The organism is Streptomyces sp. NPDC089424, from assembly GCF_044749345.1.
Taxonomy (GTDB): Bacteria; Actinomycetota; Actinomycetes; order Streptomycetales; family Streptomycetaceae; genus Streptomyces.
The window spans coordinates 1,607,618-1,634,349 of sequence record NZ_JBIVHU010000001.1; the positions used below are offsets into that span (position 1 = coordinate 1,607,618).

Annotated in this window: 24 protein-coding genes and 8 pseudogenes; 15 read left to right on the forward strand and 17 right to left on the reverse strand. The window is 68.0% G+C overall.

The features are described from left to right. Positions 1–64 precede the first annotated feature (64 nt). The 3 genes from ACIP2X_RS07080 to ACIP2X_RS07090 form a co-directional block, all read right to left on the reverse strand. A complete protein-coding gene (locus tag ACIP2X_RS07080; protein WP_401668930.1) occupies positions 65–706 on the reverse strand; it encodes a M15 family metallopeptidase in 642 nt (213 codons plus the stop codon). Positions 707–859: 153 nt separating this feature from the next. Continuing rightward, entirely contained in the window at positions 860–1,351 is a 492-nt protein-coding gene (locus ACIP2X_RS07085) for an SRPBCC family protein (RefSeq protein ID WP_401668523.1), read from the reverse strand. Continuing rightward, a complete protein-coding gene (locus tag ACIP2X_RS07090) occupies positions 1,348–1,737 on the reverse strand; it encodes an ArsR/SmtB family transcription factor (protein ID WP_401668526.1) in 390 nt (129 codons plus the stop codon). The genes ACIP2X_RS07085 and ACIP2X_RS07090 overlap by 4 nt, the downstream gene beginning before the upstream one ends. Before the next feature lie 220 nt (positions 1,738–1,957). Between ACIP2X_RS07090 and ACIP2X_RS07095 the strand changes: the two are divergent. The 3 genes and pseudogenes from ACIP2X_RS07095 to ACIP2X_RS07105 all read left to right on the forward strand — a co-directional run. After that, positions 1,958–2,427 (forward strand): annotated as a pseudogene (locus ACIP2X_RS07095) (baseplate J/gp47 family protein); the annotation flags it as partial. Between the two features lie 780 nt (positions 2,428–3,207). Next, complete coding sequence (locus ACIP2X_RS07100; RefSeq protein ID WP_401668932.1) at positions 3,208–3,909, forward strand: zinc ribbon domain-containing protein; 702 nt, start codon at positions 3,208–3,210, stop codon at positions 3,907–3,909. 64 nt (positions 3,910–3,973) lie between these two features. Next, positions 3,974–4,215: pseudogene (locus ACIP2X_RS07105) on the forward strand (Tn3 family transposase); the annotation flags it as partial. A gap of 23 nt (positions 4,216–4,238) precedes the next feature. Here ACIP2X_RS07105 and ACIP2X_RS07110 read toward each other — a convergent pair. The 4 genes and pseudogenes from ACIP2X_RS07110 to ACIP2X_RS07125 form a co-directional block, all read right to left on the reverse strand. Further along, positions 4,239–4,817 carry a TetR/AcrR family transcriptional regulator gene (locus tag ACIP2X_RS07110; RefSeq protein ID WP_401668529.1) on the reverse strand — a complete coding sequence of 193 codons (579 nt, stop codon included), beginning with the start codon at positions 4,815–4,817 and terminating at the stop codon, positions 4,239–4,241. A 147-nt stretch (positions 4,818–4,964) separates the two neighbouring features. After that, on the reverse strand, positions 4,965–5,528 hold the full coding sequence (locus ACIP2X_RS07115) for a carboxymuconolactone decarboxylase family protein (RefSeq protein WP_401668532.1): 564 nt from the start codon (positions 5,526–5,528) through the stop codon (positions 4,965–4,967). 22 nt (positions 5,529–5,550) lie between these two features. After that, positions 5,551–5,928 carry a nuclear transport factor 2 family protein gene (locus ACIP2X_RS07120; protein ID WP_401668535.1) on the reverse strand — a complete coding sequence of 126 codons (378 nt, stop codon included), beginning with the start codon at positions 5,926–5,928 and terminating at the stop codon, positions 5,551–5,553. Between the two features lie 112 nt (positions 5,929–6,040). Beyond that, positions 6,041–6,313: pseudogene (locus tag ACIP2X_RS07125) on the reverse strand (site-specific integrase); the annotation flags it as partial. Positions 6,314–6,550: 237 nt separating this feature from the next. Between ACIP2X_RS07125 and ACIP2X_RS07130 the strand changes: the two are divergent. Continuing rightward, positions 6,551–7,330, forward strand: a complete 780-nt coding sequence (locus ACIP2X_RS07130; RefSeq protein WP_401668538.1) for an alpha/beta fold hydrolase — start codon at positions 6,551–6,553, stop codon at positions 7,328–7,330. Between the two features lie 372 nt (positions 7,331–7,702). Further along, positions 7,703–7,993, forward strand: coding sequence for a hypothetical protein (locus tag ACIP2X_RS07135; RefSeq protein WP_401668540.1), 291 nt, complete (start codon positions 7,703–7,705; stop codon positions 7,991–7,993). Here ACIP2X_RS07135 and ACIP2X_RS07140 read toward each other — a convergent pair. From ACIP2X_RS07140 to ACIP2X_RS07160, 5 genes and pseudogenes are all read right to left on the reverse strand, one after another. Then, positions 7,950–8,608, reverse strand: a pseudogene (locus ACIP2X_RS07140) (ATP-binding protein); the annotation flags it as partial. The gene ACIP2X_RS07135 and the pseudogene ACIP2X_RS07140 overlap by 44 nt on opposite strands. Before the next feature lie 305 nt (positions 8,609–8,913). Continuing rightward, positions 8,914–9,339: a cupin domain-containing protein gene (locus ACIP2X_RS07145; RefSeq protein WP_401668543.1), complete on the reverse strand. Its 426-nt coding sequence runs from the start codon at positions 9,337–9,339 to the stop codon at positions 8,914–8,916. Between the two features lie 1,178 nt (positions 9,340–10,517). Beyond that, on the reverse strand, positions 10,518–11,351 hold the full coding sequence (locus tag ACIP2X_RS07150; protein WP_401668545.1) for an alpha/beta fold hydrolase: 834 nt from the start codon (positions 11,349–11,351) through the stop codon (positions 10,518–10,520). 122 nt (positions 11,352–11,473) lie between these two features. After that, positions 11,474–13,741 (reverse strand): heavy metal translocating P-type ATPase, encoded by a 2,268-nt coding sequence (locus tag ACIP2X_RS07155; protein WP_401668547.1) that lies wholly within the window; start codon positions 13,739–13,741, stop codon positions 11,474–11,476. A gap of 81 nt (positions 13,742–13,822) precedes the next feature. Further along, positions 13,823–14,077 carry a heavy-metal-associated domain-containing protein gene (locus ACIP2X_RS07160; protein ID WP_401668550.1) on the reverse strand — a complete coding sequence of 85 codons (255 nt, stop codon included), beginning with the start codon at positions 14,075–14,077 and terminating at the stop codon, positions 13,823–13,825. Positions 14,078–14,257: 180 nt separating this feature from the next. Here ACIP2X_RS07160 and ACIP2X_RS07165 point away from each other — a divergent pair, with 180 nt between their 5' ends. The 3 genes and pseudogenes from ACIP2X_RS07165 to ACIP2X_RS07175 form a co-directional block, all read left to right on the forward strand. After that, positions 14,258–15,208: a hypothetical protein gene (locus ACIP2X_RS07165; RefSeq protein WP_401668553.1), complete on the forward strand. Its 951-nt coding sequence runs from the start codon at positions 14,258–14,260 to the stop codon at positions 15,206–15,208. A gap of 72 nt (positions 15,209–15,280) precedes the next feature. Beyond that, a pseudogene (locus tag ACIP2X_RS07170) lies at positions 15,281–15,499 on the forward strand (metal-sensitive transcriptional regulator); the annotation flags it as partial. A 172-nt stretch (positions 15,500–15,671) separates the two neighbouring features. Beyond that, positions 15,672–15,885, forward strand: a pseudogene (locus ACIP2X_RS07175) (winged helix-turn-helix transcriptional regulator); the annotation flags it as partial. Positions 15,886–15,907: 22 nt separating this feature from the next. On the opposite strand, the gene ACIP2X_RS07180 reads toward ACIP2X_RS07175, so the two are convergent. Then, the gene (locus tag ACIP2X_RS07180; protein ID WP_401668555.1) at positions 15,908–16,756 is read right to left on the reverse strand and encodes a DUF2690 domain-containing protein; all 849 of its coding nucleotides are present in this window, start codon (positions 16,754–16,756) and stop codon (positions 15,908–15,910) included. Next, on the reverse strand, positions 16,753–17,619 hold the full coding sequence (locus ACIP2X_RS07185; RefSeq protein ID WP_401668558.1) for a peptidoglycan-binding protein: 867 nt from the start codon (positions 17,617–17,619) through the stop codon (positions 16,753–16,755). The genes ACIP2X_RS07180 and ACIP2X_RS07185 overlap by 4 nt, the downstream gene beginning before the upstream one ends. A 206-nt stretch (positions 17,620–17,825) precedes the next feature. Here ACIP2X_RS07185 and ACIP2X_RS07190 point away from each other — a divergent pair, with 206 nt between their 5' ends. Beyond that, on the forward strand, positions 17,826–18,209 hold the full coding sequence (locus tag ACIP2X_RS07190) for a peptidoglycan-binding domain-containing protein (protein WP_401668561.1): 384 nt from the start codon (positions 17,826–17,828) through the stop codon (positions 18,207–18,209). Between the two features lie 33 nt (positions 18,210–18,242). On the opposite strand, the pseudogene ACIP2X_RS07195 reads toward ACIP2X_RS07190, so the two are convergent. Next, positions 18,243–18,568: pseudogene (locus ACIP2X_RS07195) on the reverse strand (transposase); the annotation flags it as partial. Positions 18,569–18,581: 13 nt separating this feature from the next. On the opposite strand from ACIP2X_RS07195, the pseudogene ACIP2X_RS07200 reads away from it, so the two are divergent. The 6 genes and pseudogenes from ACIP2X_RS07200 to ACIP2X_RS07225 form a co-directional block, all read left to right on the forward strand. Continuing rightward, positions 18,582–18,755 (forward strand): annotated as a pseudogene (locus ACIP2X_RS07200) (AraC family transcriptional regulator); the annotation flags it as partial. 294 nt (positions 18,756–19,049) lie between these two features. Next, positions 19,050–19,730: a hypothetical protein gene (locus ACIP2X_RS07205; RefSeq protein ID WP_401668563.1), complete on the forward strand. Its 681-nt coding sequence runs from the start codon at positions 19,050–19,052 to the stop codon at positions 19,728–19,730. A gap of 240 nt (positions 19,731–19,970) precedes the next feature. Then, positions 19,971–20,153, forward strand: coding sequence for a hypothetical protein (locus tag ACIP2X_RS07210; RefSeq protein WP_401668565.1), 183 nt, complete (start codon positions 19,971–19,973; stop codon positions 20,151–20,153). 404 nt (positions 20,154–20,557) lie between these two features. Beyond that, positions 20,558–20,722 (forward strand): hypothetical protein, encoded by a 165-nt coding sequence (locus tag ACIP2X_RS07215; RefSeq protein ID WP_401668568.1) that lies wholly within the window; start codon positions 20,558–20,560, stop codon positions 20,720–20,722. 362 nt (positions 20,723–21,084) lie between these two features. Continuing rightward, positions 21,085–23,736, forward strand: coding sequence for a DUF6185 family protein (locus tag ACIP2X_RS07220; protein WP_401668570.1), 2,652 nt, complete (start codon positions 21,085–21,087; stop codon positions 23,734–23,736). Positions 23,737–24,096: 360 nt separating this feature from the next. After that, a complete protein-coding gene (locus ACIP2X_RS07225; protein ID WP_401668572.1) occupies positions 24,097–24,393 on the forward strand; it encodes a barstar family protein in 297 nt (98 codons plus the stop codon). 20 nt (positions 24,394–24,413) lie between these two features. On the opposite strand, the gene ACIP2X_RS07230 is transcribed toward ACIP2X_RS07225, so the two are convergent. Further along, positions 24,414–25,274 (reverse strand): IS5 family transposase, encoded by an 861-nt coding sequence (locus ACIP2X_RS07230; protein WP_401668575.1) that lies wholly within the window; start codon positions 25,272–25,274, stop codon positions 24,414–24,416. A 458-nt stretch (positions 25,275–25,732) separates the two neighbouring features. Continuing rightward, the gene (locus tag ACIP2X_RS07235) at positions 25,733–26,719 is read right to left on the reverse strand and encodes an endonuclease/exonuclease/phosphatase family protein (RefSeq protein WP_401668578.1); all 987 of its coding nucleotides are present in this window, start codon (positions 26,717–26,719) and stop codon (positions 25,733–25,735) included. Positions 26,720–26,732 lie beyond the last annotated feature (13 nt).

Below are 26,732 nucleotides of genomic sequence, written 5' to 3' on the forward strand. Positions count from 1 at the left end.
CGAGGTAGTGGCGTCCCTCCTGGCTGCTCGGGTAGCGCCGCTGTTTCCCGGCAGTCGAGGTCTGTCACGTGCCAGTGCCCTCGCGTGGGCCGTAGATGGCTGTCGGTCGGTCGACGTGCAGTGCCCAGTACCGGTCCCCAAAACTGAAATGCCACCATTCGGTCCTGTAGTTGCAGAAACCAGCGGAAGACATCACACGGCACAGAGTTTCGCGATGGGCCCGGGCAGTGGGGCTGATCGAGTCCGCCTCGGTGTAGCAGGCGCCGCCGCTCTCTTCCGGAGAGGCGTTCACCCTCGTTCCCATGTCCACCTCCTGGCCGTCCGCGGTGGCAAGGGTGAGGTCGACGGCCGCGCCGGCGCTGTGCGGCGCGATCTCGGGTGGGGAGACGTAGCGGCTCGCGGCCTCATGGACACGGCCGTCGGTCCAGCCGGGATTGTTGCGGCGCAACTCGGTGACGTACTTCTCGAAGTAGGCGCGTTGGAGCTCCGGGGGCCGGTATCCCTCGATGATGAGCAGGCGAAGTCCCGAGGGCAGGAGCTGTTGGGCTTGTTGCAGGCGTTCGATGAGGCTGTGCCGTAGAAGGGCGTAGTGGCCTTCCGGGTCTCGTTTGCGGTCGTCGACGAGGAACACGCCGGATGCCCGGATGTCGCTGAGTTCTTCGCCGCAGTCTTGGACTGGGATGGCCGCGACGCGGGGGTCGGACATCAGTACGATCTTCAATCGAGTCTCCTTCGGTGGCGCGGTTCGCGATGATGCGAGGGGTCTGCGTCACCCTCGGCTCGCGTGCACGGGGGGCCTCCGCTGCCGCAGGCGAACCACTTCGCCCCGCCGGGAGCGCCTGAGCGTGTGCGAGCCGGGTCAGCCGAGTGACTCGAAGTAGGCCTTCTGCGCGGGGTAGTAGTCCGCGAAGTCGGGGCGAGGGCCACCCGTGCGGGCCGCCGTGAGCATGTCCAGGTAGTACTCCCAACCCGGTCCTGTCTCACCGAGTTGTTCGGTTGTGGTGAGGTGGTGGATCAGCTGGAGTTCGGTGATGCCGTCGCTTTCGGCCACGAGCAGTTCCAGCGACCATGAGCCGGATTCGTCCTGCGTCGAGACCGCGAGTCGGCGTGGTGGTTCGCAGGCGTCGACTCGGACCGGAATCCAGTCGTCGGATTCCTCGAACGCCATTTGCACTTCGATCGTGCGGCCGGGACCCGCCTCGCCGCGCCAGGGGCCGAACCAGCGCGCGGTGCGTTCCGGCTCGGTGACGCTCGCCCAGACGTCGTCGGCGGAGGCGCGGTAGGTGCGGGTGAGGATCAGGTCGTGGCCCGTCGCGGTGGGGACGAGCTGCCCGGAGGGTTCGAGAGTCATGCGGTGTCCTTCTTTCGTGCTGTGCTGGGGGTGTCGACGGGCTCGGCCAGGCGGCGTTCCCGGCGCGCGCGGTGGACCTCGGTGTCCAGCGCCGCGAGGTGGCGGGACCAGTCCGGAGCCTGGCGGGCCTCGAACTGGGCGAGCCACTCGGTGAGCCGGCCGAGCGGGAAGGGGACGAGCGTGTAGCGCCGGTGGCGACCGTGCTGCTCGTCGCGCACCAGGCCGCATTCCCGCAGTACGCGCAGGTGACGGCTGACCGCGGGCCGGCTTATGGAGAAGCGGGAGGCGATCTCGCCCGCGGTGAGCGGGGTGTCCCGCAACATGACCAGGATGTCCCGGCGTACGGGATCGGCGACAGCGGCGGCCACGTCGGTGAGTTCGTCCACGGGAAAAGCGTAACCCATAGGTTACGCGTCATGGCGGCGCACCGGTCGGTCCGCGCTGGTTCGCGCCGGCTCGACAGCCGGTGCGGGCCCGGCGTGACAGCGTCGTCACCCGCTGGTCCGTCGAGCACCCCGTGGAAACGCCGCCCCTGCGGTAAGGGAGCCCACGGCCGGCGGGTCCAGGACCGGGCCGCCCATCCGCGCTGGTTGTAGTGGCATGCTGCGCCTGTGCGGCGCCGTACCGCCCGAGGGCGCGCGGATACGGGTCGCCCGCTACCGCACCGGCGGCGGCCCGGCCGGCAACGTCGCCCGCGGCGCGATCTCCGTACTGCGCAGCTCGTTCCCTACGTCGCCCGAGTCGACAACCGGGAAGCCGCGCGCGGCGGCGTCGCCGGTGAGAGCGTCGCCAAGGCCAAGCTGCGGGCGCCCGAGGCGCTGCGGATGCGGAAGCGCGCCGTGACCGCCGAGGACTACGAGATCCTCAGCCGGCAGGCCGCGCCCTCGATACGCCGGGTGCGCAGCCTGCCCGCGGGCGGCGCCGGCGCGGCACGAGTCCTCGTCGTGCCGGACGCGGTGGCCGGCGAGGGCGACGACCGGCTCCGCTTCGAGCAACTGATCCCCTCCGACCAGGTGCTGCAGGCGATCACCGCGACCCTCGACGAACGGCGCCTGCTCGGCACCCGGCTCGTGGTCGCGCACCGCAGGCGCCGACCGGCCGCCGGAGCCCTCCGCCGAGACCCTGGTCCGGGTGTGGCCGGGCCCTCGCGCGCAGCAGGTGGACCTCGGGAAGGTCCGCGAGATCGTCCGGGCCATGTGCCCGGTGCACACCGTCTGCCGGGTGGAGCTCCTGCCCGGCCCGCCCGCCGACGAAGGGAGGTGACGCCATGCGCGCATGTCCCGCGTGCGGGGCGTCCAACGACCCCGGGGACGACTTCTGCGGCAACTGCGGGGCGTATCTCGGGGGGTTGGACACGACACCGTCGGCGAGCACGCCAGCCGAGGCCCCGGCCATATCGCTCGGAGCAGCCTGCCCCGAGTACCCCTCCCCAGGCCCCGGAAGCACCGGACCCGGCGCCCGACCCCGCGCCGCCGCCGTCCCCGCCTTCCGCCGACGAGTCCGCGTCGGCCGGGTGGTGGCGCACCCCCTCGCTGCGGACCCGGCTGACGCGCGCCGGCCGAGCCGAGGACGCGCATGCAGCCGGCCCGCACCCCGAGGAGGCCGACCGCGCCACCCTTGGCCAGGAGGAGCACACCAGCACGCCGACCCGAACCGCGTCGGACGACGTACGCGCGGAGCCTTCCGCACAGCCCGCGCCCTCCGCCCTCACAGCCCCTCAGACACAGCCACCGCACGCCCCCGCCACCCCTGCGGACCCCACCCCCGAGCCGCCGCAGCAGGACCCCGCGCCCGTGCGCCCCGCCAAACCAGTGGCGCCCCGCCCCGTCGTACGTCCCGCCGCGACCCCCGACGCCGTGGCGGGCACACCCTGTCCGGCCTGCGGCACGCCCAACCAGCCGGGCCGGCGGTTCTGTCGGCGCTGCGCGGCCGAACTGAAGCCCGCCGCCAAGCCGGTGCCATTGCCGTGGTGGCGGACGGCCTGGCCGTTCCGCCGCCGGGTGCGGGCGAGTTCGGGCCAGGCCTGGCGGTTCTTCGTGATCCTGGCGGTCGTGCTGGCCCGATGCGCGGGTGGCTTCCTGCTCCTGCCCGCCGGACGCGCCCTGATCGAGGACACTCGCGACAAGGTGGGCAAGGCCAAGCCCGTGACCCCGGCGAACATCACGGCGAGCGTGGAGGTCGCCCGGCACCCGGCGACGAACACCACGGACGGGCTGAGCAACCGCTACTGGGGCGCACCCGCGGCGGGCGCCACGGTGACGTACACCTTCCGCAAGCCGTTCCGTCTGGTCGACCTGATCATCACCAACGGCGCGTCCGCGAAACCGCAGGACTACGCCCGTCAAGGGCGCGCGCTCCAGCTGGACATGGAGGTGACGACGCGGGACGGCGGGAAGCGCCACAAGGTGCTCTCGCTCAGCGACAAACCGGGCCCGCAGACGATCCCCATCCAGATCAGCGACGTGACGGCGTTCCGCCTGGCACTGCGCTCACCCGTCGGACAGACCCAGGGCCGCCATCTGGCGGTGGGGGAGGTGGAGTTCTTCCAGCGCAGCTGACCGGAGTATGTGCGCCGCCGGCCCGGCACCGCGGCGCCAAGGCGAACCCACGCCGCGAGGCGCCGACCAGATCGGCGCCCTCGGGCTGGTCGTCAACGCGATCGTGCCCCTCAACACCCGCTACATGGACGCCGCCGTCGTCCAGCTCCGCGCCGACGGCTTCGAGGTCCGCGACGACGGCGTCGTCCGGCTCTCACCGTTCGTGCGCAACCACATCAACGTGCTCGGTCGGTATTCCTTCAGCTTCCCGACCTGCCGGACGGTCTGCGGCCCCTGCGCGCGCCTGATGCAACGCAGGAAGGATGACGCGAATCGATCATTAACACAGTTCAGCGCCGTAGAGCTGCGAGTACCATGTCTCCGTAGCGGCGCCACGTTGCCGGGTCGCGTTCGGTCAACCGCACCAATTGCAAGGCCGTACCGCACAGGATGACCCGCAGATCCATCTCAGTGACGTCCTCGCGCAGCGTCTTGGCTGCCCGCGCCGTCTCCATCGCCCTCGCCAGGGTTTCCAAGACGGATGCGGCGGCCGGGGAAGTTGCATCCGCAAGCCTCTCCGCGAGGAGACGATCGCGCGCCAAGGCGTCGAAGAGTTCGAGGACATAGAGGCGGAATGCCTCGTAGGGGTCCGCTTCGCGCAGTGCCGAGGCAGTGCGCTGTTCAAGCCGCCCCAAGCTCAGCCCTGTGATCGCCTCCAGCAGGTCTTCCTTGGCAGGAAAGCTTCGGTAGACCGTCGCCTTCCCGACCTGGGCACGCGCCGCGATCTGGGGAACGGATGCCTGTGTGCCGTACTCGCGAAAGATCTCGACCGCAGCAGCCACCACGCGCTCGTGGTTGCGGCGGGCGTCCGACCGCCTCGGCGTACCGGCTGTCCGCTGTTCGGATTCGGAAGCCTTGGAAGGGGTCATCTTCGGGGGAAACCTGCCTCTAAGTGGTGGACGATCACGTTGACGGCATGAGGGGCGCGATGCCGGTGGGCGACCGCGGGCGTGCCCACCGGCGAACCTGGTCTGTGATCCATCCGGCCGAAATTCCGGATGGTCTGGCGCGAGGTCTCAGCCGGAGGTGCTTTCGGTCGGTTTGTTCAGTATTGGTTCCTCGCCGTAGACCTTGGTTACCTCAACCTCAAGAATCGTGGAGATCCGGCCGAATGACCAGTAGTAGCCGATCACCTGCAGGACCTCGACCAATTCGCGCTCAGTGAGGAACCCGCAAGCCTGCCCGAATATTTCGTCGGAGATGTGGGGGCGCTGCACCACGTCGACCGTGAAGCGAAGCAGGGCGCGGTCGGAAGGAGAAAGCTCCTGACTGTCGATTTGCCTGGCGCGGACCAGCTGTCGCGTCCGCTCGTCGACCCCGGCCGACTGTGACATGGGGCTGTGCTGAGCTGCGACGAACGTGCTGTCGGTGTACTCGGCGACGGCGAGGATCACCAACTCACGCGAACGGGCCGGTAGCTCCATGGCGGTGAACTGCGCTTTCGCGAGCTGCACGAAGGGCTTCACGGTGCCGGCCGAATGCGACAGCATTTTCACCATGGGGTCGGGCGGCAGGGAAGTGAGGAATTCGCGGACCTCGGCCGGGAACGACGTGGGGTCCGGATCGGTCAGGCGGGGCATGATCACTCCGATCGTCAGGGAATCAGTGGGTCTCGTCCGCGTCGATGTCGAAACCGGTCTCGCTCAGGTGCTGAAAGCGGCCGTCCTCAGCGAAGGTGCCGAAGATCGTGATTTCGCGGCTTTGGGTGGAGCCGTTCTCCAGGGTGATGCGGAAGACATGGCGCTCGGCATAGGTGGAGCCCTCACGCAGTTCGTCAAGAACGGTTACCGCGCCGCTGGTTATCTGGCTCCTGACGCGCGCCACCATCTCCCCGAACTCTTCACGGCTCAGCGTCTTTCCGTCGCTGCGGTGGGTGTAGTCGGGGGCGTAGTACCGGTCGAGGACCTGACGCAGCTCCTCGTTCGGGTCAGGCTCGAAGACCAGGGCCCGGAGAGCTTCGCTGATACGGACGTGAGGCATAGGGAATTTCCTTACATGCTGACGGCAACCCGAAAACGGACCCGAGGGTCCGGTAGTGAGCGTACCGGACCCTCGGGTCCGTTTCCAGCCCGGTCTTCGTCTGCCCTGATTGCCGGCCACTGTCGCCAGGCGCGAGCAGGCTGGTGACCTCGGCGATTGCCTCAGGCGAGGGCTTGCAGTACCGCTTCACGTTCTCCGGCTTGCGGTGTCGGGATTTGGCCATGAGCATCAGCAGGCTCACGCCGGCTTCGCCGAGGTGGGTCAGGCCCGAGGGCCGCCACTTGTGCAGGTCCCAGCCGGAGCCGGCCGCGCCGCCGACGGCTGTATGACGGTCCAGCAGAGCGCGGGCCTGCCCGTACGACAGCCGGGCGAGATCGGTGCCAGGCGCTTCTCCACCGATGCGAAACTTCCTGCAACGTGTCCATCCGAGCCGCCCCCGGGTTATTAAATCCGGCGTCCTCACGCAGGTGACGGCGATCATCGCACCACCAGTGACAAGGTCGCGGGCCCGGTCGAGGCTTTTGGTGCCCGCCCAAGGCTCAGTGGTGGGGCGGTGATGGTGCACCGAGGATAGGTGGCTACTCTCGTCTCTCCGTCGATCCGGAGTGGAGGAGAGCAGACTGTGCGCAACGCCGCTGTGACGCCCGAGGGCAGTCGGATCCGCTGGGTTGAGCTGCCGGGACAGGAGCCGTCACGTGTCTACGTCCATGGTCTGGGAGCCACGTCGCCGGCCTACTTCGCGGAGGTTGCGGTTCATCCTCTGCTCGCCGGACGTCGCTCGCTGCTGATCGACTTGCTCGGGCACGGCATCAGTGACCGGCCGACGGACTTCGACTACACCCTGGAATCGCACGCCGACGCCCTCGCCGCGGCCCTTACCAGCGCGGGTGTCGTGGGCGCCGAGCTCATCGCGCACAGCATGGGTGGCTCGGTGGCCATCGTCCTGGCCGCCCGGCACCCTCAGTTGGTCTCCAGCCTGGTCCTGGTCGACGCCAATCTTGACCCGATCTCGCCCGCACTCGGCTCAGCGGGCAGCAGCGGCATCGCCGCTTACTCCGAGGAGGAGTTCCTGGCGGGCGGCTGGGAGGAGATCGGAGACCGGGCTGGTCCCCAATGGTGGTCCACGATGCGTCTGGCAGGCCGGGAGGCCCTGCATCGCAGCGCGGTGCACCTCACCCGCGGCACCGTTCCCACCATGCGTGAGCTGCTGTTGGACCTGAAAATCCCCCGCACCTACCTGCTGCCCGAGGCCGACGGCCCGCTTCCGGGCGCGGATGTGCTCACCGAAGCCGGGGTGACCGTGGTCTCGGTCCCGGACTGCGGGCACAACATCATGCTGGACAACCCGGAAGGCTTCGCCCGCGCCACCGCAGCGGCGCTCTCGAACCACGTCCAGCAATAGCGCCAAGGCTGCCCGTATCCGGATCATGTAGAGACAGATCGTGGGCTTCCGGGATCCTGTCCAGCCACCCGATCTCGTCGCAGCGGAGACGCGATTCAGGCGAACGCTGCCGACAGAGCTTCGGCAACTGCTCCTGACTGCGTAGGTTTTAGGCGGGAGCACCCCTGGGTGGTGGGGCTCGATCGTGCGGGCGGAGCCGGCCCCGTTCGTGGCAGGATGACGGCATGTTGATCAGAAAGGGCGATGCCGCGTAGGCGCCCGAAGGCCGTCCGTGCTGAGCGGTGGCGGCCTCGCAGACACGTTGTAGTTCGGCGGATCCGGGGCGTTTCCGCGAGGACTCGTACAGCTGTCCACCGCGTCGAGGATGAGCGGATGTGGCCTGGCGCGGTTGCTGACGCGCTCGCCCGTTTCGAGTGGGCGTTCAGGCAACCCGGCCGTTATCTGAACGCGCCGCAGGTCTGGCAGCCCGGACTTGAGGTGGAGTATGCCCGCGATGATCTGGAAGAGGTCATGCTTCACCTCCCTCGCGGTGCCCGGCGCGATCTCGGCCGGCTGGTTGCGCGTATCGACGATGAGTTCGAGCGTCGCACTCTGCCGAATCCTGCGCCGGTGAACGCCTTCACGGTGGGCGGCTGGTGGTGGTCAAGAATCCGTGAGCGCTGAGCATGCTCACGCAGCCGCGTGCGGCGCGGGCTCGGCTGGTGGCGAGTCGGTAGGAATCGGTCTCGATGATGTTGCCGTGGTCCAGCCGAAGAAGGACTCGTTGGACGCGATGGCGACGCTGTTCTTCTCCTCGCGTCCGGTCAGGACCTGGAAGAGGAGTTCGGCGCCGCGGTGGTCGAGTTCCATGTAGCCCAGCTCGTCGATGCAGAGCAGGGTCGACGCGGCGCCGTAGAGGGCGATGTTCTTGGTCAGCTGCTTGTCGTGGGCAGCTCCGACCAGCTCGTGGCCGCGATGGCCGGCCAATGCAGCCTCCGTGCCGAGCGCGATCAGCAAATGCGAACTGCTTATGTCGGAGCCACCGATGAGGCAGAGCAGCAGTGCCTTGTTGATCCATTCGCACTTGGCGAGGGTGTGGACCATGGCCGGGTCAATGTTGGGGTTGGCGGCGAAGTCGAACTGCGCAGCGACTTGTCGCGGGGGAAGCCGGCGGCCTTGATGCGCCGTTCGGACCGGCGCCGGGCGCGGTCGTCGCGCTTCAGCCAGAGGGAGCTCGGAGAGGAAGCCGAGGGAGGGTATCTCCTCGCGGCCGGCGGTTCGGCGAGCTCGGATAACTGGACGGCCTGCTCCCAACGCATCCCATGGGCAGATACGGCGGTCGCGAAACCTCGAACCACTCGCCGCCCACATGGGTGGCCGCATGGCACCAGGAACAGGACCAGATCTCCTCTTCCCAGGCCGTTGGTGGCACCGGCCACCGCCACATCGACCGCCCGCACACATCACACTCCACAGGCGGATCCTCACACGCCTGCACGGGCCACCCCAAGCAGGTGGTATCGCGCCAGTTACGAAACACCCTTGCCAGAAACAAGGCGCTCTTTGAGGGCGGGATGGGGATTCTCGGCCGCTCTCCGGCACGCTCAGCTGTCCGATGGTCGCGGTGCCCGCAGGTGCGCTCGTTGCTTCAGCTCTTCGGGGTCCACCAGCGTGAGCATGGGCTGTCCCGGCGCGCACAGCATGGTCACGACGAACTTGTTCGGTGCGTCCGCGCTGGCGTTGGCGTCCTGGTAGTGGATCACGTCACCGCCCGGCTCCCAGAACGTCCCCCCGGCCTGGATGACCTGCTCGGGTCGGCCCTCGACCTCGAACCGGAGCGCGCCTTCCATCACGTAGCCGAACGCCGGCCCCGAATGGCGGTGCGGAGGAAGCCCGGGATGACCGGGAGGCCATTCGACGAGGATCGTCATCGCCGAACCGCCCTCGGGGAAGAAGGGCGGAGTGACTTCCTGCAGCAACTGGACCTCTGGCGGCAGCGAGACCTCGTGCGCTGGGTTCGTCTCGGACATGAACCACACCTCCGTCAGAACGCCTGGAGTGGGCGATCAGCTACGGCCTGAACGGTGACCCGCCGGTCCCGAGAACCACCCTGCACCATTGCGGCGGCCGTCACCATCCGGGAGCGACCCGTCGAGTGCGGCGGTGACTCGGGATTTGGAGGAGGCCATCGACCTCTACCCCTGCCGGGCACGCATCAGCATGGGAATAGCGAGTGGCGAGATTCCGAATGGGTCGCCTCTGGGGATCATCCCACCTCCGGTGGGGCCGGACGATGCCCGATGATGGGCGGGCCATGACCGAGCTTCGTACGCCACCGCGCCAAGCGTCGCTTCCTGCTCTTCGGGCAGCAGTGTTCGCGCTGGTCGGAACGGTTCTCGGGGTGAGTGCGCACCATCTGGTCGCCGAAGGGCCCGTGCCTTGGAGGCAGTGCGCGCTCGCGGCCGGGGTGTTGTTCGGGGTGGGGCTGGTCGGTGCCCGGCGCCCGCGTCCTCTCGTCGCGGTGATGGCGGCGTGCGGTGTCGCGCAGGCGGGTCTGCACCAGTGGCTCGCGGTGGAGCATCGCGGCCTGCCGCCGTCCATGGACGTGCCCGCGCATCTGCACCACGGCATGGACGGCCACAGCTCCTGGCACGAACGCCGGCAGGACTCGCTGGTGATGACGTCCCACCACGCGGCGGCTGCCGTCCTTGTCGCGGTACTCCTGCATCGCGCGGACACGGTGTGCTGGTCGTTGGCGCGCGGCGGCGACGAGTGCCGCGGACGCCGCACGCGCATGCGTCGCGACCGCCTGGGCTCTGCTTGCCGAGCGCTCGGCGCTGCCGGAGACAAGGATGCCTGCGCCCGTCCGCGACTGGCTGGAGCGGCTGCCTCGCGAGGGGGCGGCACTCGCGGACGGTGTTGCTACGGAGGGGCCCTCCCCGGGCGCGACTCACCCACGCCGTCTGACCTCGCCGGGGCCGCCGCCGAGCCGCTCCGGATTGCCTCACGCCTGGAAAGGGGAAGGTGGCGGGACTTTCGGGTCAATCGGAGGCCTCGGCGCCTCGCCAAGTGGGATGCAGTTCGCCGTGGTTGTCGATCTCCCGCATGCGCGCAGCACGGCGTACCGGATCCGTTGAAGGCTGTCCGGTCGGCGGCTCCTACACGGAGTTCCAGCGAGCTGGGGCCGATTCGCCGAGAGCAGCGGCGCTCATGCGGGCGGGGGCTGTCCTGGCCGGTCGGCGTGCTGGGTCAGGTGCGTGGTGAGGAATTCCCGGATGGCCGGTGCCAGGGCATCCGCCAGGTCGGCTGCGGTCTTCAGTTCCGCGGACAGGGACACATTGGCGAGGTGGCCGAGTGGCAGAGTGCGGGCCGCCTGGGCGGCCAGGGAAGCAGGGTGGCGTGTGTCGGATCCCGGGACGACCAGAGTGGGCGGACTGATGGCCGCCAGGTCTGAGACGTGCACGAATGCCCGGTCGTGGCCGATGGCGCAGGCGGCCGCGATGCTGGCTGGGTCGGAGCGTGGGATGGCATCGCGCACCAGGGCGCCGATCACGGGGGCGAGCGTCGGAAGGATCGGGGCCCAGGCTGCCTCGATGCCCTGCTCGCGGACTCGGACGGCGAAGTCCTCAAGCATCGTGGACTCGGCTTGCTTGGCCGCATCGTCCTCGATGTCTTCCATGCTGATGACTACCGCGGCGCTCACCCGGTCCGGCCGGAGGGCGGCCGCCCTCAGGGTGATGGTGCCGCCCAAACCCGTGCCGCCCAGGGCCGCTTGGTGCAGGCCGAGATGGTCCAGCAGGGCGTCGACATCTTCGGTGTACTGGGACCAGGTGTGACGGGTGGGGTCGGTGCAAACCGAGCGTCCGTAGCCCCGGACGTCCGGAAGGATCACGGTCAGGCCGTCGGCCAGCCGGCGTGCCAGAGGCAGCAGGCTGTAGCGGTCGGGGCCGCCGCCGTGCAGCAGGATCAGCCCGGGTCCACGCCCGAGTGCTGTGGCGTGAAGTTCGCAGCCGTCACTGCCGCGGTAGACGAAGTCGCGCACGCTTCTCTCCCTGTCGGGAAGGGGACGGTCGGGTCGGGGGCTTCAGGCACGACGCATGTGCAAGGAACGGTGAGGGGCGGGCCGCTGTGGCTCGCCCCTCGTTCTGATGCCCCCAAGGGCATTCAGCTGGTGGACTTGAAGCGGCGCAGCCGCAGGCTGTTGCCGACGACGAAGACGGAGGAGAACGCCATGGCGGCGCCGGCGATCATCGGGTTGAGCAGTCCGGCGGCGGCCAGCGGCAGGGCGGCGACGTTGTAGGCGAAGGCCCAGAAGAGGTTGGACTTGATGGTTCCCAGCGTCTTGCGGGCCAGGCGGATCGCGTCGGCAGCGGCGCGCAGGTCGCCGCGGACCAAGGTCAGGTCGCCGGCTTCGATGGCCGCGTCGGTGCCGGTACCCATCGCCAGGCCGAGGTCGGCCTGGGCGAGGGCGGCGGCGTCGTTGACACCGTCGCCGACCATGGCCACTGAACGGCCCTTGCCCTGCAGCTCCTTGACGACATCGACCTTGTCCTGCGGCATCACCTCGGCGATCACTTCGTCGATACCGACCTCGGCTGACACTGCTTCGGCCACAGCCCGGTTGTCGCCGGTCAGAAGGATCGGCGTCAGACCCAGCGCGCGCAACCGGGTGATCGCCTCGGCGCTGGTGTCCCTGACCGCGTCGGCGACTTCCAGGACCGCGCGTGCCTGGCCGTCCCAGGCGACCGCGATCGCGGTACGGCCGGCAGCCTCGGCATCGGCCTTGGCGCGCGCCAGTTCGGTGGGCAGCTCCAGGGCCCACTCAGCGAGCAGCCTGGTTCGGCCGACCAGGACCGCGTGGCCCTCGACGACACCCTGGACGCCAAGCCCGGGTACGTTCGCGAAGTCCTCCGGCGTGGGCAGGGTGCCAGTCCGCTCTGTGGCACCGGCGGCCACCGCCTGGGCGATCGGGTGCTCGGACGCGTGCTCCAATGCGCCCGCGAGGCGCAGCACCTCGTATTCGTCGGTGCCCGCCACGGTGTGCACCCTCAGCAGGGTCATCCGTCCTGTGGTGACGGTGCCGGTCTTGTCCAGGACAAGAGTGTCGACCTTGCGGGTGCTCTCCAGCACTTCCGGGCCCTTGATGAGGATGCCGAGCTGCGCGCCGCGTCCGGTGCCGACCATCAGCGCCGTGGGCGTGGCAAGCCCGAGTGCGCAGGGGCAAGCAATGATCAGTACAGCGACGGCGGCGGTGAACGCGGCCGTCAGCCCCGCGCCATTGCCCAGCCAGAATCCGAGGGTCGCCAGGGCCAGAGCGATGACGACCGGAACGAACACCGCGGATATTCGGTCCGCGAGCCGCTGAGCGGCAGCCTTGCCGTTCTGCGCGTCCTCGACCAGCTTGGCCATACGGGCCAGTTGGGTGTCGGCGCCGACCCGGGTGGCCTCGACGACCAGGCGGCCGCCCGCGTTCACGGTTGCGCCGGTCACCGCGTCTGCGACGCCGACCTCGATGGGGACGGATTCGCCGGTGAGCATGGAGGCGTCCACGGCGGAGGATCCCTCGACGACCGTGCCGTCGGTCGCGATCTTCTCGCCTGGCCGGACCAGGAATTGGTCGCCGACGTTCAGCTCACCGACCGGGATCTGCTTCTCGCGGCCGCCGCGCAGCACGGTGACGTCCTTGGCGCCGAGCTGTAGCAGTGCCCGCAGGGCGGATCCCGCGCGACGCTTGGACCGGGCTTCGAAGTAGCGGCCGGCCAGGATGAATGCGGTGACTCCGGCGGCGGCCTCGAGGTAGATGTTGCCGGCCCCGTCGGTGCGGGCGACGGTCAGTTCGAAGGGGTGGGTCATGCCGGGCATGCCGGCGGTGCCGAAGAAGAGCGCCCACAGCGACCACAGGAACGCCGCGATGGTTCCGACCGAGATCAGCGTGTCCATCGTGGCCGCGCCATGCCGGGCGTTGGTGACGGCGGCTCGGTGGAATGGCCAGGCGGCGTAAGTGACGACAGGGGCCGCCAAAGTGAGCGAAAGCCACTGCCAGTACTGGAACTGCAAGGCCGGCACCATCGCCATCGCGATCACAGGGACGGCGAGCACCACGGCTGTGATCAGCCTCTGCCGTAGCGTCCGCAGCTCGCTGCGCTCCGCTGCCTCGTCCGCCGCGCCGACCTGGCCGGCGGAGCCGCGGGCGGGCTCCGGCTCAGGCTCACGGGCGGTGTATCCGGTGGCCTCGACCGTGGCGATCAGTTCGGTCACCGCGATGTCCCCGCCGTAGGAGATTTTGGCCTTCTCCGTGGCGTAGTTGACGGTGGCCGTGACGACTCCTTCCATCCGGTTCAGCTTCTTTTCGATCCGTGCGGCGCACGAGGCGCAGGTCATGCCGCCTATGACGAGTTCGACCTCGGCTGTGTCGGGGACCGTGGTAACCATCACTGCTCCTCGGACTGGGAGTGCGGAACGGGCAGAGGAGCCTCCGGGACCGTGGGCGGGCCCGGCAGGTAGGTGCAGCCCTCAGCTCACGCGGCCGGTGAGCTCGTAGCCGGCGTCGTCGACGACCCGTGCCAGCAACATGTCGTCGGCCTGTCCGGAGGTGGTGACGGAGACTTGGCCGGCCTCGAGGTCGACGTTCACCGCCCCGACGCCCTCCAGCGCGCCTGTCTCCTTGGTGAGCGTGGCCTTGCAGTGCCCGCAGGTCATGCCGGAGACGTTGTAGACGGTGGTCCTGCCGTCGGTGGAGCAGCTGCTGTCAGGGGTGCAGCAGGACATGGGTTCCTCCCGAAGGATCAAGGAATGTACCCCCGGGGGGTACTGGGGACGCCCTTTAGATATACCCCCTAGGGGTATGAATGAACAAGTGGCCCGGCGATCGCTTGCCAATACCCCCAGGGGGTATATAGTCGGCGACGTCAGTCATCGAGCGTGATGGACACCGAGAAAGGAACCGTCATGAACACCGGCGTAAAGATCACTGCTTACACCGCCTCCGTCGCGGCGATCTTCGCGGCCGCCTACGGCATCGGCACCGCCATCGACCCCGTCACCTCAGACCCGGAACCAGCCGCGCACGCCGACCACCCCCGCCCCGGCCCGGCTGACCACGAAGAGAGCACCCACGCGGACACCACACCGGCGGGCCTGCAAATCTCCCAGGCCGGATACACCCTCGACCTGAAGACGCCCAGCATCACCGCGGGCGAGAAGAGCGAACTCAGCTTCGCCATCCGCGACAAGGAAGGACGGCAGGTCACCTCCTACCGCCGCGAGCACGGCAAGGAACTGCACCTCATCCTCGCCTCCCGCGACCTTGTCACCTACCGGCACCTGCACCCCGCGCGAGCCGCAGACGGCACCTGGCACACCCCCGTCACCCTGCCCGCCGCCGGCTCCTACCGCGTGTTCGCCGACTTCACCCCAGTCGCCGAAGGAGCCACCAACCTCACCCTGGGCGCCGACCTCGCCGCCTCCGGCGCCTACAACGCCGCCACTCTGCCCGAACCCGCCGCCACCACCACCGTCGACGGCTACGACGTCACACTCCACGGCGAACTGAGCCCAGGCAAGGCAACCAAGCTCACCCTCACCGTCGACCATGACGAACAGCCGGTCACCGACCTACAGCCCTACCTTGGCGCCTACGGCCACCTCGTAGCCTTGCGATCCGGCGATCTCGCCTACCTCCACGTCCACCCCAATGGCGAGCCCGGCGACAACACCACCAAGCCCGGCCCCGACATCTCCTTCACCGCCACGGCACCGAGCGCCGGCATCTATCGCCTCTTCCTCGACTTCCAGCACAACGGCACCGTCCGCACCGCAGCCTTCACCGTGCAAACCGACAGAGCCCCCACCGCCCCGGAACACGCCGACAGCGAAGAACGGCCTGCCCACCAGCACTGACGCCCACAAGCGACGACCAGGCGGTTGCATACCACTAGGGGGTATGGCCAGGGGATTCGTGTCGGCGCGGCCGGCCTGCAGCGAATGGTCGAGGCAGACACCTACCGCATCGACGTCCTCACCCAAGTCTCCGCCACTACACGCGCCCTACAATCCTTCGCCCTGCAGATGCTCGACGAGCACAGGAACACCTGCGTGCGCACCGCTGTCGCGGAAGGCGGCGAAAACGGCGAAGACGGCGACATGAAACTGAAGGAAGCACAAGCCGCCCTCGCTCGCCTTGTGCGCTCGCAGACGTCGAACAGCACCGAGGCGTTGGCTTCCTCGCTGCCACTCATTGTCCTGGTCCGGAGCGCCCGACCGGGGAGGCCAGATCACCGTAGGAGGGCTCGGTCACCGAGAAGGGCGACTTCGCCACTTCAGCAAGGGCCTTCTGCACGTCCCGTCCTCCGCTGGCCAGCAGATCGAGGGATCAGTAAAAGTCCTCACTGAGACACTGCGGGGCCTGCAGCCCAGCGGACTGGTGGAGCGGCGGCCCATCCCGAGCGTCAGCACGAGTTGAGTACCGCCTCGCCGTCCTAGGGCGGACTTTGCTGGCGCCCATCGACGCTGTCGGAGGATGGGCCTTCGAGCATGGTGACGAGGTCATGGCTGCACAGGAAGCCGAATGCACCGCCATCCGAAGATGGGCGAGGCTGCTCACAACCGGCGATCGAGGACGGCACTGCTGGCTTCGCCCACGCGGGCCCGCACGCACTCCGGTCCACCCCCGGAAGCTGCGGGCCAGAAGCAGGCTCGTACGGTACTGCCTGCGTGGGCTGCGGCCATGTCGGTGTAGACGTAGGTCTCCGTGTCGTCCTGATTCGCGATGCGCACCTCGTGCACCGGTCCTCCCGCCGTGACCTCCACGCGGTCGCCGATCCGGGTCCCCCAGACTCGGGCCCAGCTTGCGCCGCACTTGTTGCTGTGACGCAACTCGACGTGCGCGCCGGTGGAGGTCCGGTAGGTGGTGAGGGAGGCGGGGTTGATCCCGCAGATGAGGCGCATCGGGTCCTTTCCCTCACAGGCGGGCCCATTGCACTGCGGGCCGACCGAGTACGAGGCCGAGTCCGAAGGTGCCGCCCCGGCCGACGAATCCCTGCCTGGCGGGAGCACGAGCGCCAGCACAGCGACGGCGGCGATCACGGTGTACGCCGCAGCCATCATCACGAGCAGCCGGCCCCTGCGACTGCGTCGACGGCCGGAACCCGCCCGCGGCTTCTCCGTCGTCGGCTGCGGCTCTTCGCTGACGGGGGAGAGAACCCGGGCGCGTCCGCTCCGGTCCGACACGGCGATCTCCCACAGAGCCGTCAGCCGTCCTTCCGGTTCGTCCGCGACTCTGCACAGTTCTTCAACGGCCTGTCTCGGGGGCAGGGTCTTGCCGTTGAGGTAGCGCTCCCACGAGGACTTGCTGTAGGTCGTCCGCTCCGCCAGTGCGGCCAGGCTAAGTCCCGTACGGTCTCTCAGCTCCCGCAACGCTGTGATCAGATACGCCTGTCCCGTGCTCACTTCGAGTCCGCCTCCCGCAGGACCTTCCAGGTGTGCGGACCTATGACGCCGTCCACGACCAGTCCCTCCCGCGTCTGGACACGTATGACGGCGCGCTGGGTCTTGGGACCGAAGACCCCGTCTATGTCACCGGGAGATGCGCCCGCCCTGCGCAACAGACACTGTGCCTCGGCCACCTCGGGGCCGACATGCGTGTACGCGAGGATGACGCTGGAAGTACGGCTCAGTCCCGCGTACCAGTGGCCGTCGCCGCTCTGTCGTGGCCGGCAGGTGTAGACGACCGGCACGAGGGACTCCGACACAGTGGCCGGCCCCCTGGCATCGGCGTCGGCACGGGCCTGCGCGAGTTCCGCTCGGGCGTCGGCAAGCCGCACGGCCAGCAGGAGCGCCAGAGAAATGGACAGCGCCAAGGCCACCGCTCCCGCGATCACGAAGGCGTGTGAGAAGCGCGCATTATGCCGGTACGACTGCTCGTCGACGGGCGCCTCCGGCACCGGCGGCGAGCTGCTCCCAGGGACGTCGGCGACTACCGCGTGCCCCTGCGCCCAGCGCTGCGCGGCGGTCTCGTGCAGGGCCAGAAGCCGGACCGGATCGACCCCGCCGATACGGGCCATCGCCTCGACGGCCTCCCGGGGCGGCAGTGACAGGCCGTTCAGATAGCGGTGCCACGACCTCGCGCTGTAGCCGGTCTTCGCGGCCAACTGTCGCGTGCGGAGTTCGCTGCGATCCTTCAACGCACGTAATTGCACGATCAACTGCAGGACCTGCGGATGCAGTTCAGCGGGCAGCGCCCTCCAGCGCACCATTTTCTCCCCCACCAAGCGTCGACTCGCGTCCCACGAGGATGACAAGGCAGCCGACATCCAACCAGGTCAGCGACAGGGACGTCCCACAACGCTGCCATCCGGGTCACCACTGTAGCCATGCCCCGTGCTGAACCCGCAGGCTCGTCGGCGGAGCCGGCCAGGGCGGCGGGCTCCGCTCACATGTCAGTGGAAGGAACAGGATGCGTGCTTTGACGAAGGCGCTTGTCAGTGCCGTCGCCGCAGTCGGAATCACCGCCGGGGTTATGGCGACCGCGAGCGGGGCCGAGGCGGCGCCGGCGGCACAGCGCACGGCGGACGTCCGCGCGGTCGCGCCGCTCGCGGTGAACAACCTGGGACTGACCGTCACTCAGGCGAAGAAGTGGCAGTGCTACCTGCGGGACTGGCACTACAGCCCCGGCGTGATCGACGGTCAGCTGGGCACCGACAGCTGGAAGGCGGCACAGAGGGCCTTCAACGCCTGGGGCTACGACGCCGGAGTCGTCGACGGAATCGTCGGACCCGACACGATCAAGGCTCTGCAGCGCTTCCTGTCCGGCAGGCCCGGCTCGAGCCTTGAGATCACCGGCGTCGCAGGACCCGAGACCAGAGAAGAATTCGCGGAGTTCGCCAGTCGGCAGTCCTGCTAGTGCAGGCCCCGGCGGCGAGGGGTGTCGGCCCCCGCGGAGGTAGTCGTGCAGGGCCCGGGTCTGGACGGTGTGGTCGGGGTGGTGGAAGTTGGCGACGGTGAGCTGCCGCAGCGGCACGAAGTGCGCCTCGACCGGGTCGGCCCAGGAACCATAGGTCGGGTGAACCACAGCTCGACCCTGTGTGACATGACCCAGAGACGGAGGTCGGCGCCCTTGTGGGCGGAAAGGTTGTCCAGGAGCACGTAGATGGTGGCGCCGTCGGGCCGGACTGCGCGGATCGACTTCAGCGCGGCCAGCATGTCCGCGGCGCCTTTCCTGCGGCGGTTGACGCCCCACAACGTGTCGTCGCCGATGGAGAAAGAGGCCTGCCCCGTGAGCCCGGTCCTTGACACCGCGTTCATACCGCCGCAGGACCGGGAGGAAGTGGTCCGGAACGCGGTGTGGGAATCCATGGTGGCGGTTGACCTCGACCACGGCCCGCCGGCTGAGGACATCTCCGTTCGTATCGGGCTGGGCGCCGTGGGGCCCATCAGGATCTGTTCGGCACCCCCACGCCCTGCACGTGGTGGCCTGCGCCCGGCCGCGTGTCACGTGACCTACCACCTGGGATCAGTAGCTCGAACGCCTGAACGGCGACACCCTGTGTCGTGAAATCCGATGAGGGTTGTGCGGAGAGATGTTGTCTCAGCTTGGCGCCTCGTGGGCCTGCGAGTCGGTGACTCTGCGGACGGCAAGGGCGCTGCCTGACACGCACGACTCCTCGAACTGGCCACGAGACATGCACCTTTTTACGGACCGGGCCGGAACCTCGGCAGCGACTACCCCCTTGGAGCACGTCGGATGAGCAACAACGTACTGACCCTGTATGTCGGGCCGAAGCGAGGTGACGGCCAGGGTCAGGCAAGGGTGGCGAATATGGTCAGCTTCTCCGACCCGTCGGGGTCGACGCCGTCGGCCGTGTACGTGGAGCGCGATCTGCCGCCGGGAAACACGCCCGCGTACCTTGCGGCCCGGGGCGGCGGAGCCCGTTCCTTCGCCCTGTGGGCCGACGATCAACGCCGGCAGCGGGTAGCCACCGTGGTGACCCTGTCGGCCAGCGGCGGCGTCGCGAGGTTTCAGGTGCTCGGCGCGCATGGCGAAGTCATCGGCACGCTCATGCGCGAGAAGGCGCTTCGCGGCAGAGGCCTTCGCACCCGCTGGACCGTGCAGCAGTCCAGCGGGTGCGAAGCGGTCGGTTACAAGGGGAGGATCGTATGGTGGTGGATGTGGTGGCTTTTGCTGCCCCTGATGACGGTGGTCCTCGTGTTCAGCGTCTTCGACAGCGTCCCTGGCAACGAGGGCGGCTTCGCACGCGCACCCCGGCGCATCCGGTGGCGCGCGAACGGGCAGGTGCCGCTGGAGTTCAGGTCCAAGGGCGACAAACTGTATCTACACGCACCCGAAGTGGACTGGCGGCTCGGGGCAGCGCTGATCGCCCTCCTGCGCAGCTTCAACGCAGGCGCTTGGGACTCGGTGAAGTAGTGGCCCGGGGGACAACACCCCGTCGCGGCGCATGCTGCGGCGGCGGTACTTGGCGTTCAGCGGCAACGCACCGTAGAACTGGGCCTCATGTCTGATCAGCGGCCGGCGCAAGGCCCGGCGTCAGGCCCGCTGTCCGGTCCGCCCGGCGGGTACGGGCCGCCGGGGTTGCAGGGGATCGGTGCCGACTACCGGCGTTGGGCTCGTATCCTGCTCTGGCTCGCGAGCGCCGTCGCGGCCCTCATGGCAGTCGCTTTCGTGGCCAGCATCGTCTTCCTGGTGAAGGCGGACGCGGACGTGGACAACGCCGTCTACGGCTATCTCGCGGTCTTCCTCTGGTTCGGGATCGCCGCCGCAATCCCGGTGCTGCTCGCGGTCGGTATCCCCGCAATCATCATGATGCGGCGCGTACGGCAGCAGGAATAGCTGAGCCACGATGCTGTGTAAGAAGCCGTTGCCCTTTCGGAAGTGGCGGGTGTGTTTGCGCTGGTCAGGCATTGGGCCGGGGCGACGGCGGCAGAGACGAGTGTCATGTCGTCTCGTGAGCGTCCGCTCTACAGCCGCCTCTTGGGCAGCACGGTGGTGGCAGGATCAGCCAGTTGAGCAGATCGGATACCTGCGCCGTGTCAAGAACGTCACGGCTCCGTTTGAGCGTCTTCAGTACCATTTTCGGCCCGGCCCACTACATGACCTGGCCTTGGCGTGGGTGTCCGTCCGGAAACACCTGCCCTGAACAGATCAGCCGCCGGTAGAGACCCTCTTGGTCAAGGTGTCGGTGCGGGGCTTGCTGCCGCGAGTGATACGCCTGGTCATCAGGGGTGATGGTGCACATGCGTAAAACTGCCCCGAGCTGGACCCTCAAGTTCATGCCGGCCTGGCTGTCCACCGTGGCTACCCCGAACGAGCGGGGCGGGGTGCCCGCGCGGCCAGTGGTGGCACTGTTCCGGGGGTGGCTGGAGAAGCGTCAGCGGGCCGCGTTCGGCGAGAACTACTGAGCCCTGGCGACCTTGTCGCTCACCTGGCTGTCCGAGCGGATCACGCCGTTTTCGTAGGGGAGGAGCACCGGTGGGTGCAGTTGCGCCCGACCGTTGAAGCGGATACGGCCCCCTCAGTAGACCTGCTATCGATGGTTCCACCTGCCGTCAGCCTTGCATCAGGTGGCCTGGCCCTGTGTCCCGGGAAAGTCGTCCCGCCTCCGAGCTACAGGCGCTTTCGTAAGGCGCCGACAAGAAGCCACGGGGGCGCACGTCATGCAATGCAACCGTTTCTGCACAGCACTCTGGCATACCAGGCTTGAAGCGCCTCCACCAAGGCGATGATGGAGCGGAGCCACTTGGTGCCGGGGGAGGGCTATGTGATGACGCTCGCCGACTGTCGCGGCTTCGCCCTAAGCCTCCTGATCGCCATGCTCGTGGGGCTAATGACGCTAGGGGCGACAGGTGCCTCGGCATCGCCGACCGACAGCCATGGACCGGTCGACTCTTGCTGGAGTCAAGAACTCAAAACAGCCGTAGCCGAGGCGTCGCTACGCCTCGAACATGACAACCGGACCTATACGAAGGTCATCAGCGAGTTGACCGTCCGTATCCCGATGTCGTGGGAGCTCGCCGACGGAATCCTGCTCAGCCCGGATTCCGACCGGTATCGACGAGCCATGCGTTGCCTGGCCCGCGGATCCTTCGACGGAATGGAGACGAACTGGACGGAGTGGCGGTCCGGCGAACCTGTCGTCACGCCGCTCCAGGAGCCACCCGCTACCACGGACGGCAGCGCACGCCACGTAGAAGTCAGGATGCGGGCGTACGGATGGATCGATCAGCGCGGCGAAGCGCGGATGGGTCCATGGACCGTGCATGTGGGCAAAGCCACCTGGCTCGTACGGCTGACTCCTCCAGATTCACTACAAGGAGCGTCGTGGCGGCGGGTCTCTGTCGACCCTGGCCAGCCTGGAGCTGTGTCGGCCAAGCCCGAAGCGACCGTAGGCCGCGATGGGCGCCGCTTGACCTGGTTCCTCCACAGGTCCGCACCCACAGCAGAGGTGCGCATAGCTCCGGCATGGCCACGGGCCATCGCTGCCCAGGGTGACAGTCCACCCTTCTCCACCATCAACGAGGCCGGGATCCTCCTGTGGTCGCTCGCGCTGGTTGTGGCGCTCTGGCACACCCTGCAGCGCATGCCACGCACGTATGCCCCGCACTCAGCCGAGGAGAGAACCCGCAACAACTTGCGTAACTGGAGTTGGGTCCTTCTCGGCGTGGTCACGGTGGTGCAAGGACGCAATCTGTATCTCGGAGCAACGGGAGCCTTCCAGGACGACGAGCAGTGGGCGCAACAGGCTTCCCACGCGCCGTGGGCCTGGCTGACCGCCGCCGTCGCCGGCAGCCTTATGTTGCTCTTCGCCCGACCTAGCAGCTGGAGAATTCTTGTCACTGGAGCGCTGCTGAACGTAGTGGCACTGGTCCCGGCCCTGTGGCCTGGTGTGGTGGGCCTCAGGCCGCAGGAGTTCGTAAGGCCTCCCAATCCCTCTGATGGCACGCTCGCCGTGGTCATCTGCGCCACCGTCTGCTCCCTGGCTCTCCTCGTCATCGGCAGCGTCGCGGCCCTACGCCGCCTGGCCGTCGATGGAGGTTTGTGGAGCCCGCGCCGGACGGAATCCAAGCTCGCCCCGTTGCTGACCGGCACGCTGACGGTCATTGCGATCCTGATCGTTTGCTACGGCGCAGCTGCTGAGCGTGACTGGGATCGCGCGTCTTGGCTCTCTCCGCACATCGACCCTGGCAGATGGGTTCCCGGTAGCGGGTCCGCAGCCTTTGAATGGGCGTTCGGTTACGGCTCTTGGCACCGGGCAGAACTGCGCAGCAACCTGCTGTGGTTCACGCATAACACGCAGAACTGGTGGTGCGCGATGCTGTGGATACCCAGTGGCCTCGCTATTTTGGCCGTTCTGCGTGCCCGGGTGGAGCGCAATGTAGATGTCGCCTTGGCGAACCGGGGGCCAGCAGGCGTAGACCGACGGCTCCTGATCCTGCTGTTTCCCGTCATGGTCGCGCTGAACATTGGCGAGTATTCGGCGAACAGTGCCCTGACCTGGGTGTGGTTCTTCGTTTACGTCTTCGCGCTCGCTGGCACCCTACGTCTTGTCTCCGGCAGGGCCGTCGGAGATCATCTACTGCCACTCAGTTGTGAACCTCTGAACAAAACATTGTGCGTGGCGGACCGTCCCGGCTTGCTCGACCGGTCCAGGACCTACCGCGAACTCCAGGCCCGGATGGTGCGCCTTGATCGAGGGCAAGCCGACGACGGCAACGGGCGACGCCGCGATCTCGAGAACCGTTCATCGGGGCTGCATCGTTGGCGATCCTCAACAGGTGATCGCGACCGCCTCCCTGGTGACATCTCGGTCGTGGATGCCGCAATGGCTCTCGGGCCCGGTCGTACGTGGTGGGAGAACGGCGTCACTGCAGCACGGCTCACGCAGCCCGTGGCTCTGCCCCTCACCGCCGGGTTGGTCTGGGCCCATCAACTGCGAGGCGAAAGCCTTACCAGCACTCTGCACGACCGTCTCGGCCTCCCAGATGTGCTCCTCCAGTTCATCCTCTGGCAGATCGGCTACGCGGCCGCAGGTCTGGTCCTTGGGGCCCTCTGGCACCAACTTCCTGGTCGGCGCGGACCCACCAAGGCATTCGTCCTCACACTTGCCTACTCGTTCCCTGCCGGGCTCTTCGCTTTTGGCAACTGGGTCTTGGGGGAGGAGCAAGCAGGACTGGCGATCGCCATGGTGGCCATGCTCCTCATCCTCACACTGACTAGTATCCTCATGGATCTTGAGACCTTCCGGAGCGAACGCCTCTACTGGCGCAGTAGGTTCGAACTCCTGATTTCCGTGTACCGGATGCGATTCTTCTCCATCCAACTCGCCTGGATTCTGGCCCAGGCAGCCGCGGTTGTCACTATCTGGCAGTTCTTCGCCGAGCCCGGTGGCTCACCTCCTACGGTCAGCGGCCGTTAGGGACCTGGCGGTTCTACAAACCCGGATTCAGCGAGGTGAGCTGTCGGCGGATCATGGCGACCCGATGCGATTCGGCAGGGGCCGGCGAGCTATGGCGACCGCCTCTCCTTACGAGCCCCGTTCCTGCTAGCCCTTGCCACCTTCGGCGCAATCAATGGCCATGTGGGGGGCCGCGCGCCGAGTGCTCCGTCGTCCAGGCGGCGTCCCGGGAGGACCTGGCGGTCAGCGGGCTGGCGGAGTTGCTCCACGAATTGGCGGACCCCGACCAGCACTCGCCCGGGCCGGACGAACTGGTGGTGAACTAGAGCCTGTCTCTTTGACTAGTCAGCGACTCGTGGTGGGGCTAGTTAGGCTGCTGCGATGACGGACAGCGAGCTGATCGTTGACCTGCGCGGTCGGCTGATCGAGACACTTAACGACTTCTGGGACGCGGTGAGCGAGCCGTGCGCGCTGCCAGAGTGGTTCGGCCGGAATCTGGACGCATGGTCGGACACGATCGAGACCCGAGGGATCTCCGAGGTGATCGACAGTCATGACGTCCTAGTCGTGCATGTCGACCAGCAGGGTCTCTTCGACGGGCACCGGCAGGAGGCCAAGGTCCTGGCCAGCATCTTTGACGGAGAGCAGAACCGGCTCGTGGTCCATGAGCTGGGTTGACGAGTCCTTCGGTCCCTTGTTCAGCGCCGTGTCCAGATGAGAATGGCAGCAAGGTGGAGTGCGGCCTGGTAAGCGATGGCGAGTTTGTCCGTCCGCATTGCGAGGCCGCGCCACTGTTTGAGTCGGGCGATGCACCGCTCGACGGCATTGCGCTCCTTGTATGTCTCGACGTCGAAGCCGGGCGGGCGGCCTCCGGCGCGGCCTCGACGCAGGCGATGGCTGATCTGGTCGGCAGGCTGTGGGATGACTGCACGAATGCCACGTCGACTGAGGTGCCCGCGGATCGCGCGGGAAGAGTAGGCCCGATCCGCAAGGACGACGGCAGGGCGGGTTCTTGGCCTACCGAGGCCGTTCCGCGGGATACGGATTCCGGCCATGACCGCCTCAAAGGCCGGTGCGTCACCGGCCTGGCCCGCGGTGACGTGGATGGACAGAGGCCGTGCACGGCTGTCGCTGGCGAGGTGGACCTTCGTGCTCAGGCCGCCGCGGGAGCGTCCGAGTGCGTGGTCGTCGGGCTCTGACCGGCCGGACACCCCTCTTTCCCCGGCTCCGGCCGAATGCTGGTGAGCTCGGCAGACGGTGGAGTCCACCGAGACCGTCCAGCCCACCTCGTCATCGGCGTCCGCCGCCGCAAGTAGCGCCGCCAAGACCCGTGACCATGTACCGTCCCCGGCCCACCTGATCAGGCGTTTGTGCGCAGTTTGAAAGGGCCCTAACTCTTCTGGCAGGTCGCGCCAGGGCGAGCAGGTGCGGTACTTCCACGCGATGGCTTCCAGGGTCGGCCGGTGGTCGGCCCACGGTCGTCCACGTACCGGATCGGCCGGCATCAGCGGCTCGATCCGGTCCCACATCGCATCAGTGATCACCAGCCGGACAGACACATCCGATCAACTGATCGACCCATCAAAGAGACAGGCTCTAGCAGGTACCGTCGGACTGCGCGTGTGCAGGTGCGCTGGACGCCTTGTGCCGGGCGCTGACCTGAGCCGCCACGATTCGTCAGCTCCGGCCCGCCGCCGCGAACGCGGCACGTATCCGCGAACGAGGTGTCCGCTGGGGAGGCAGACCACTACTGGCTGCGGCCTGACGTCATCGACCCGACCACAGGAACTGCTCGTCCGGTTCGTCCCGCCGCTCCATCACTCCCGCGGCGACCAGCTGAAGAAGCACCTCGTGGAGAGCGTTCCCCAACGGGTTATCCGTCCGGAACACCGACTTGACCTGGCCGAACGTCGCAGCCCCACCATAAATCCCCAGCGAGCACCCACCACGAAGGCGGCACCGTCCCAATCAGTCCATCCAGAGGGCCCTTGGAAAGATCTATGAGCCGATCCTGCCATCACGAGATCGGACCCGGTGAACCTTTCCGGTCACAGCACGGGAGCTGCACAGACGCCGCCACCGGAAGGTGATCGCTGCCGGTGGCCGGAAGAGTCCAGGCCGAGCGTGGTTCCAAGCCGCGGAACAGGATGTGGTCGATCCGGGCCACGGGGAACGACGCGGGCCAGGTGAAGCCGAAGCCTGCTCCCGACGCCTCCTGCGCCGATCGCAGCCCGTGAACCACGGCGGACAAGCCCCGGTCCTGCGTGGTGCCGTTGAAATCGCCGACAACGAGAACTCGGGGCGATGTCTCGGCGCGCAAGGTGGTGGCCAGGCGCTGCGCGGCGGCGTCGCGCAGGCTCGTGCCGAAGCCCGAGACGGGGGTGAACCGCACGGAGAGCAGATGTGCGACATAGACGGCGATCGGTCCCCGGGGAGTGTGGACGGTGGCACGCAGGGCGCGTGGCCAGGGCGCGATGTGGACCGGAGCGGTGTCCGACAGGGGGTAGCGGCTCCACAGGCCCACGGTGCCCTGCACCGAGTGATAGGGGTAGCGGTCGGTCAGGGCCGCTTCGTACACCGCGGTGTCGTCGCCCAGCTCCTCCAGAGCCACCATGTCGGAGCCCGAGGCCGCCAGCGCGCGGGCTGTGCGGTGCGGCTGCGGATTGTGCTCGTTGACGTTGTGCGTCACGACGGTCAGGTCACCGCCGTCGGCTCGTTTGTCGGCGATGGTCCCTCCGTAGATCGAGCACCACAGGACGGCGGGCACCAGCGCTGCCACGGCGACGCTCGCGGACCGACGGGCGGCCGCGAACAGCAGCAGGAGCGGCACACTGATGCCCGTCCAGGGCAAGAAGGTCTCGGCAAGGCTGCCCAGGTGACCGAACCGGTCGGGTATCCACGCGTGGCCTGACAACAGCAATACGGGGATCAGGGCGAGCCAGGCCACATGTCGTCCGCGTCGCCAGGCGCCGAGTCCGGCGGCAGGCGAGGTCCCGGTGGACACAGCGGCGTGTGGC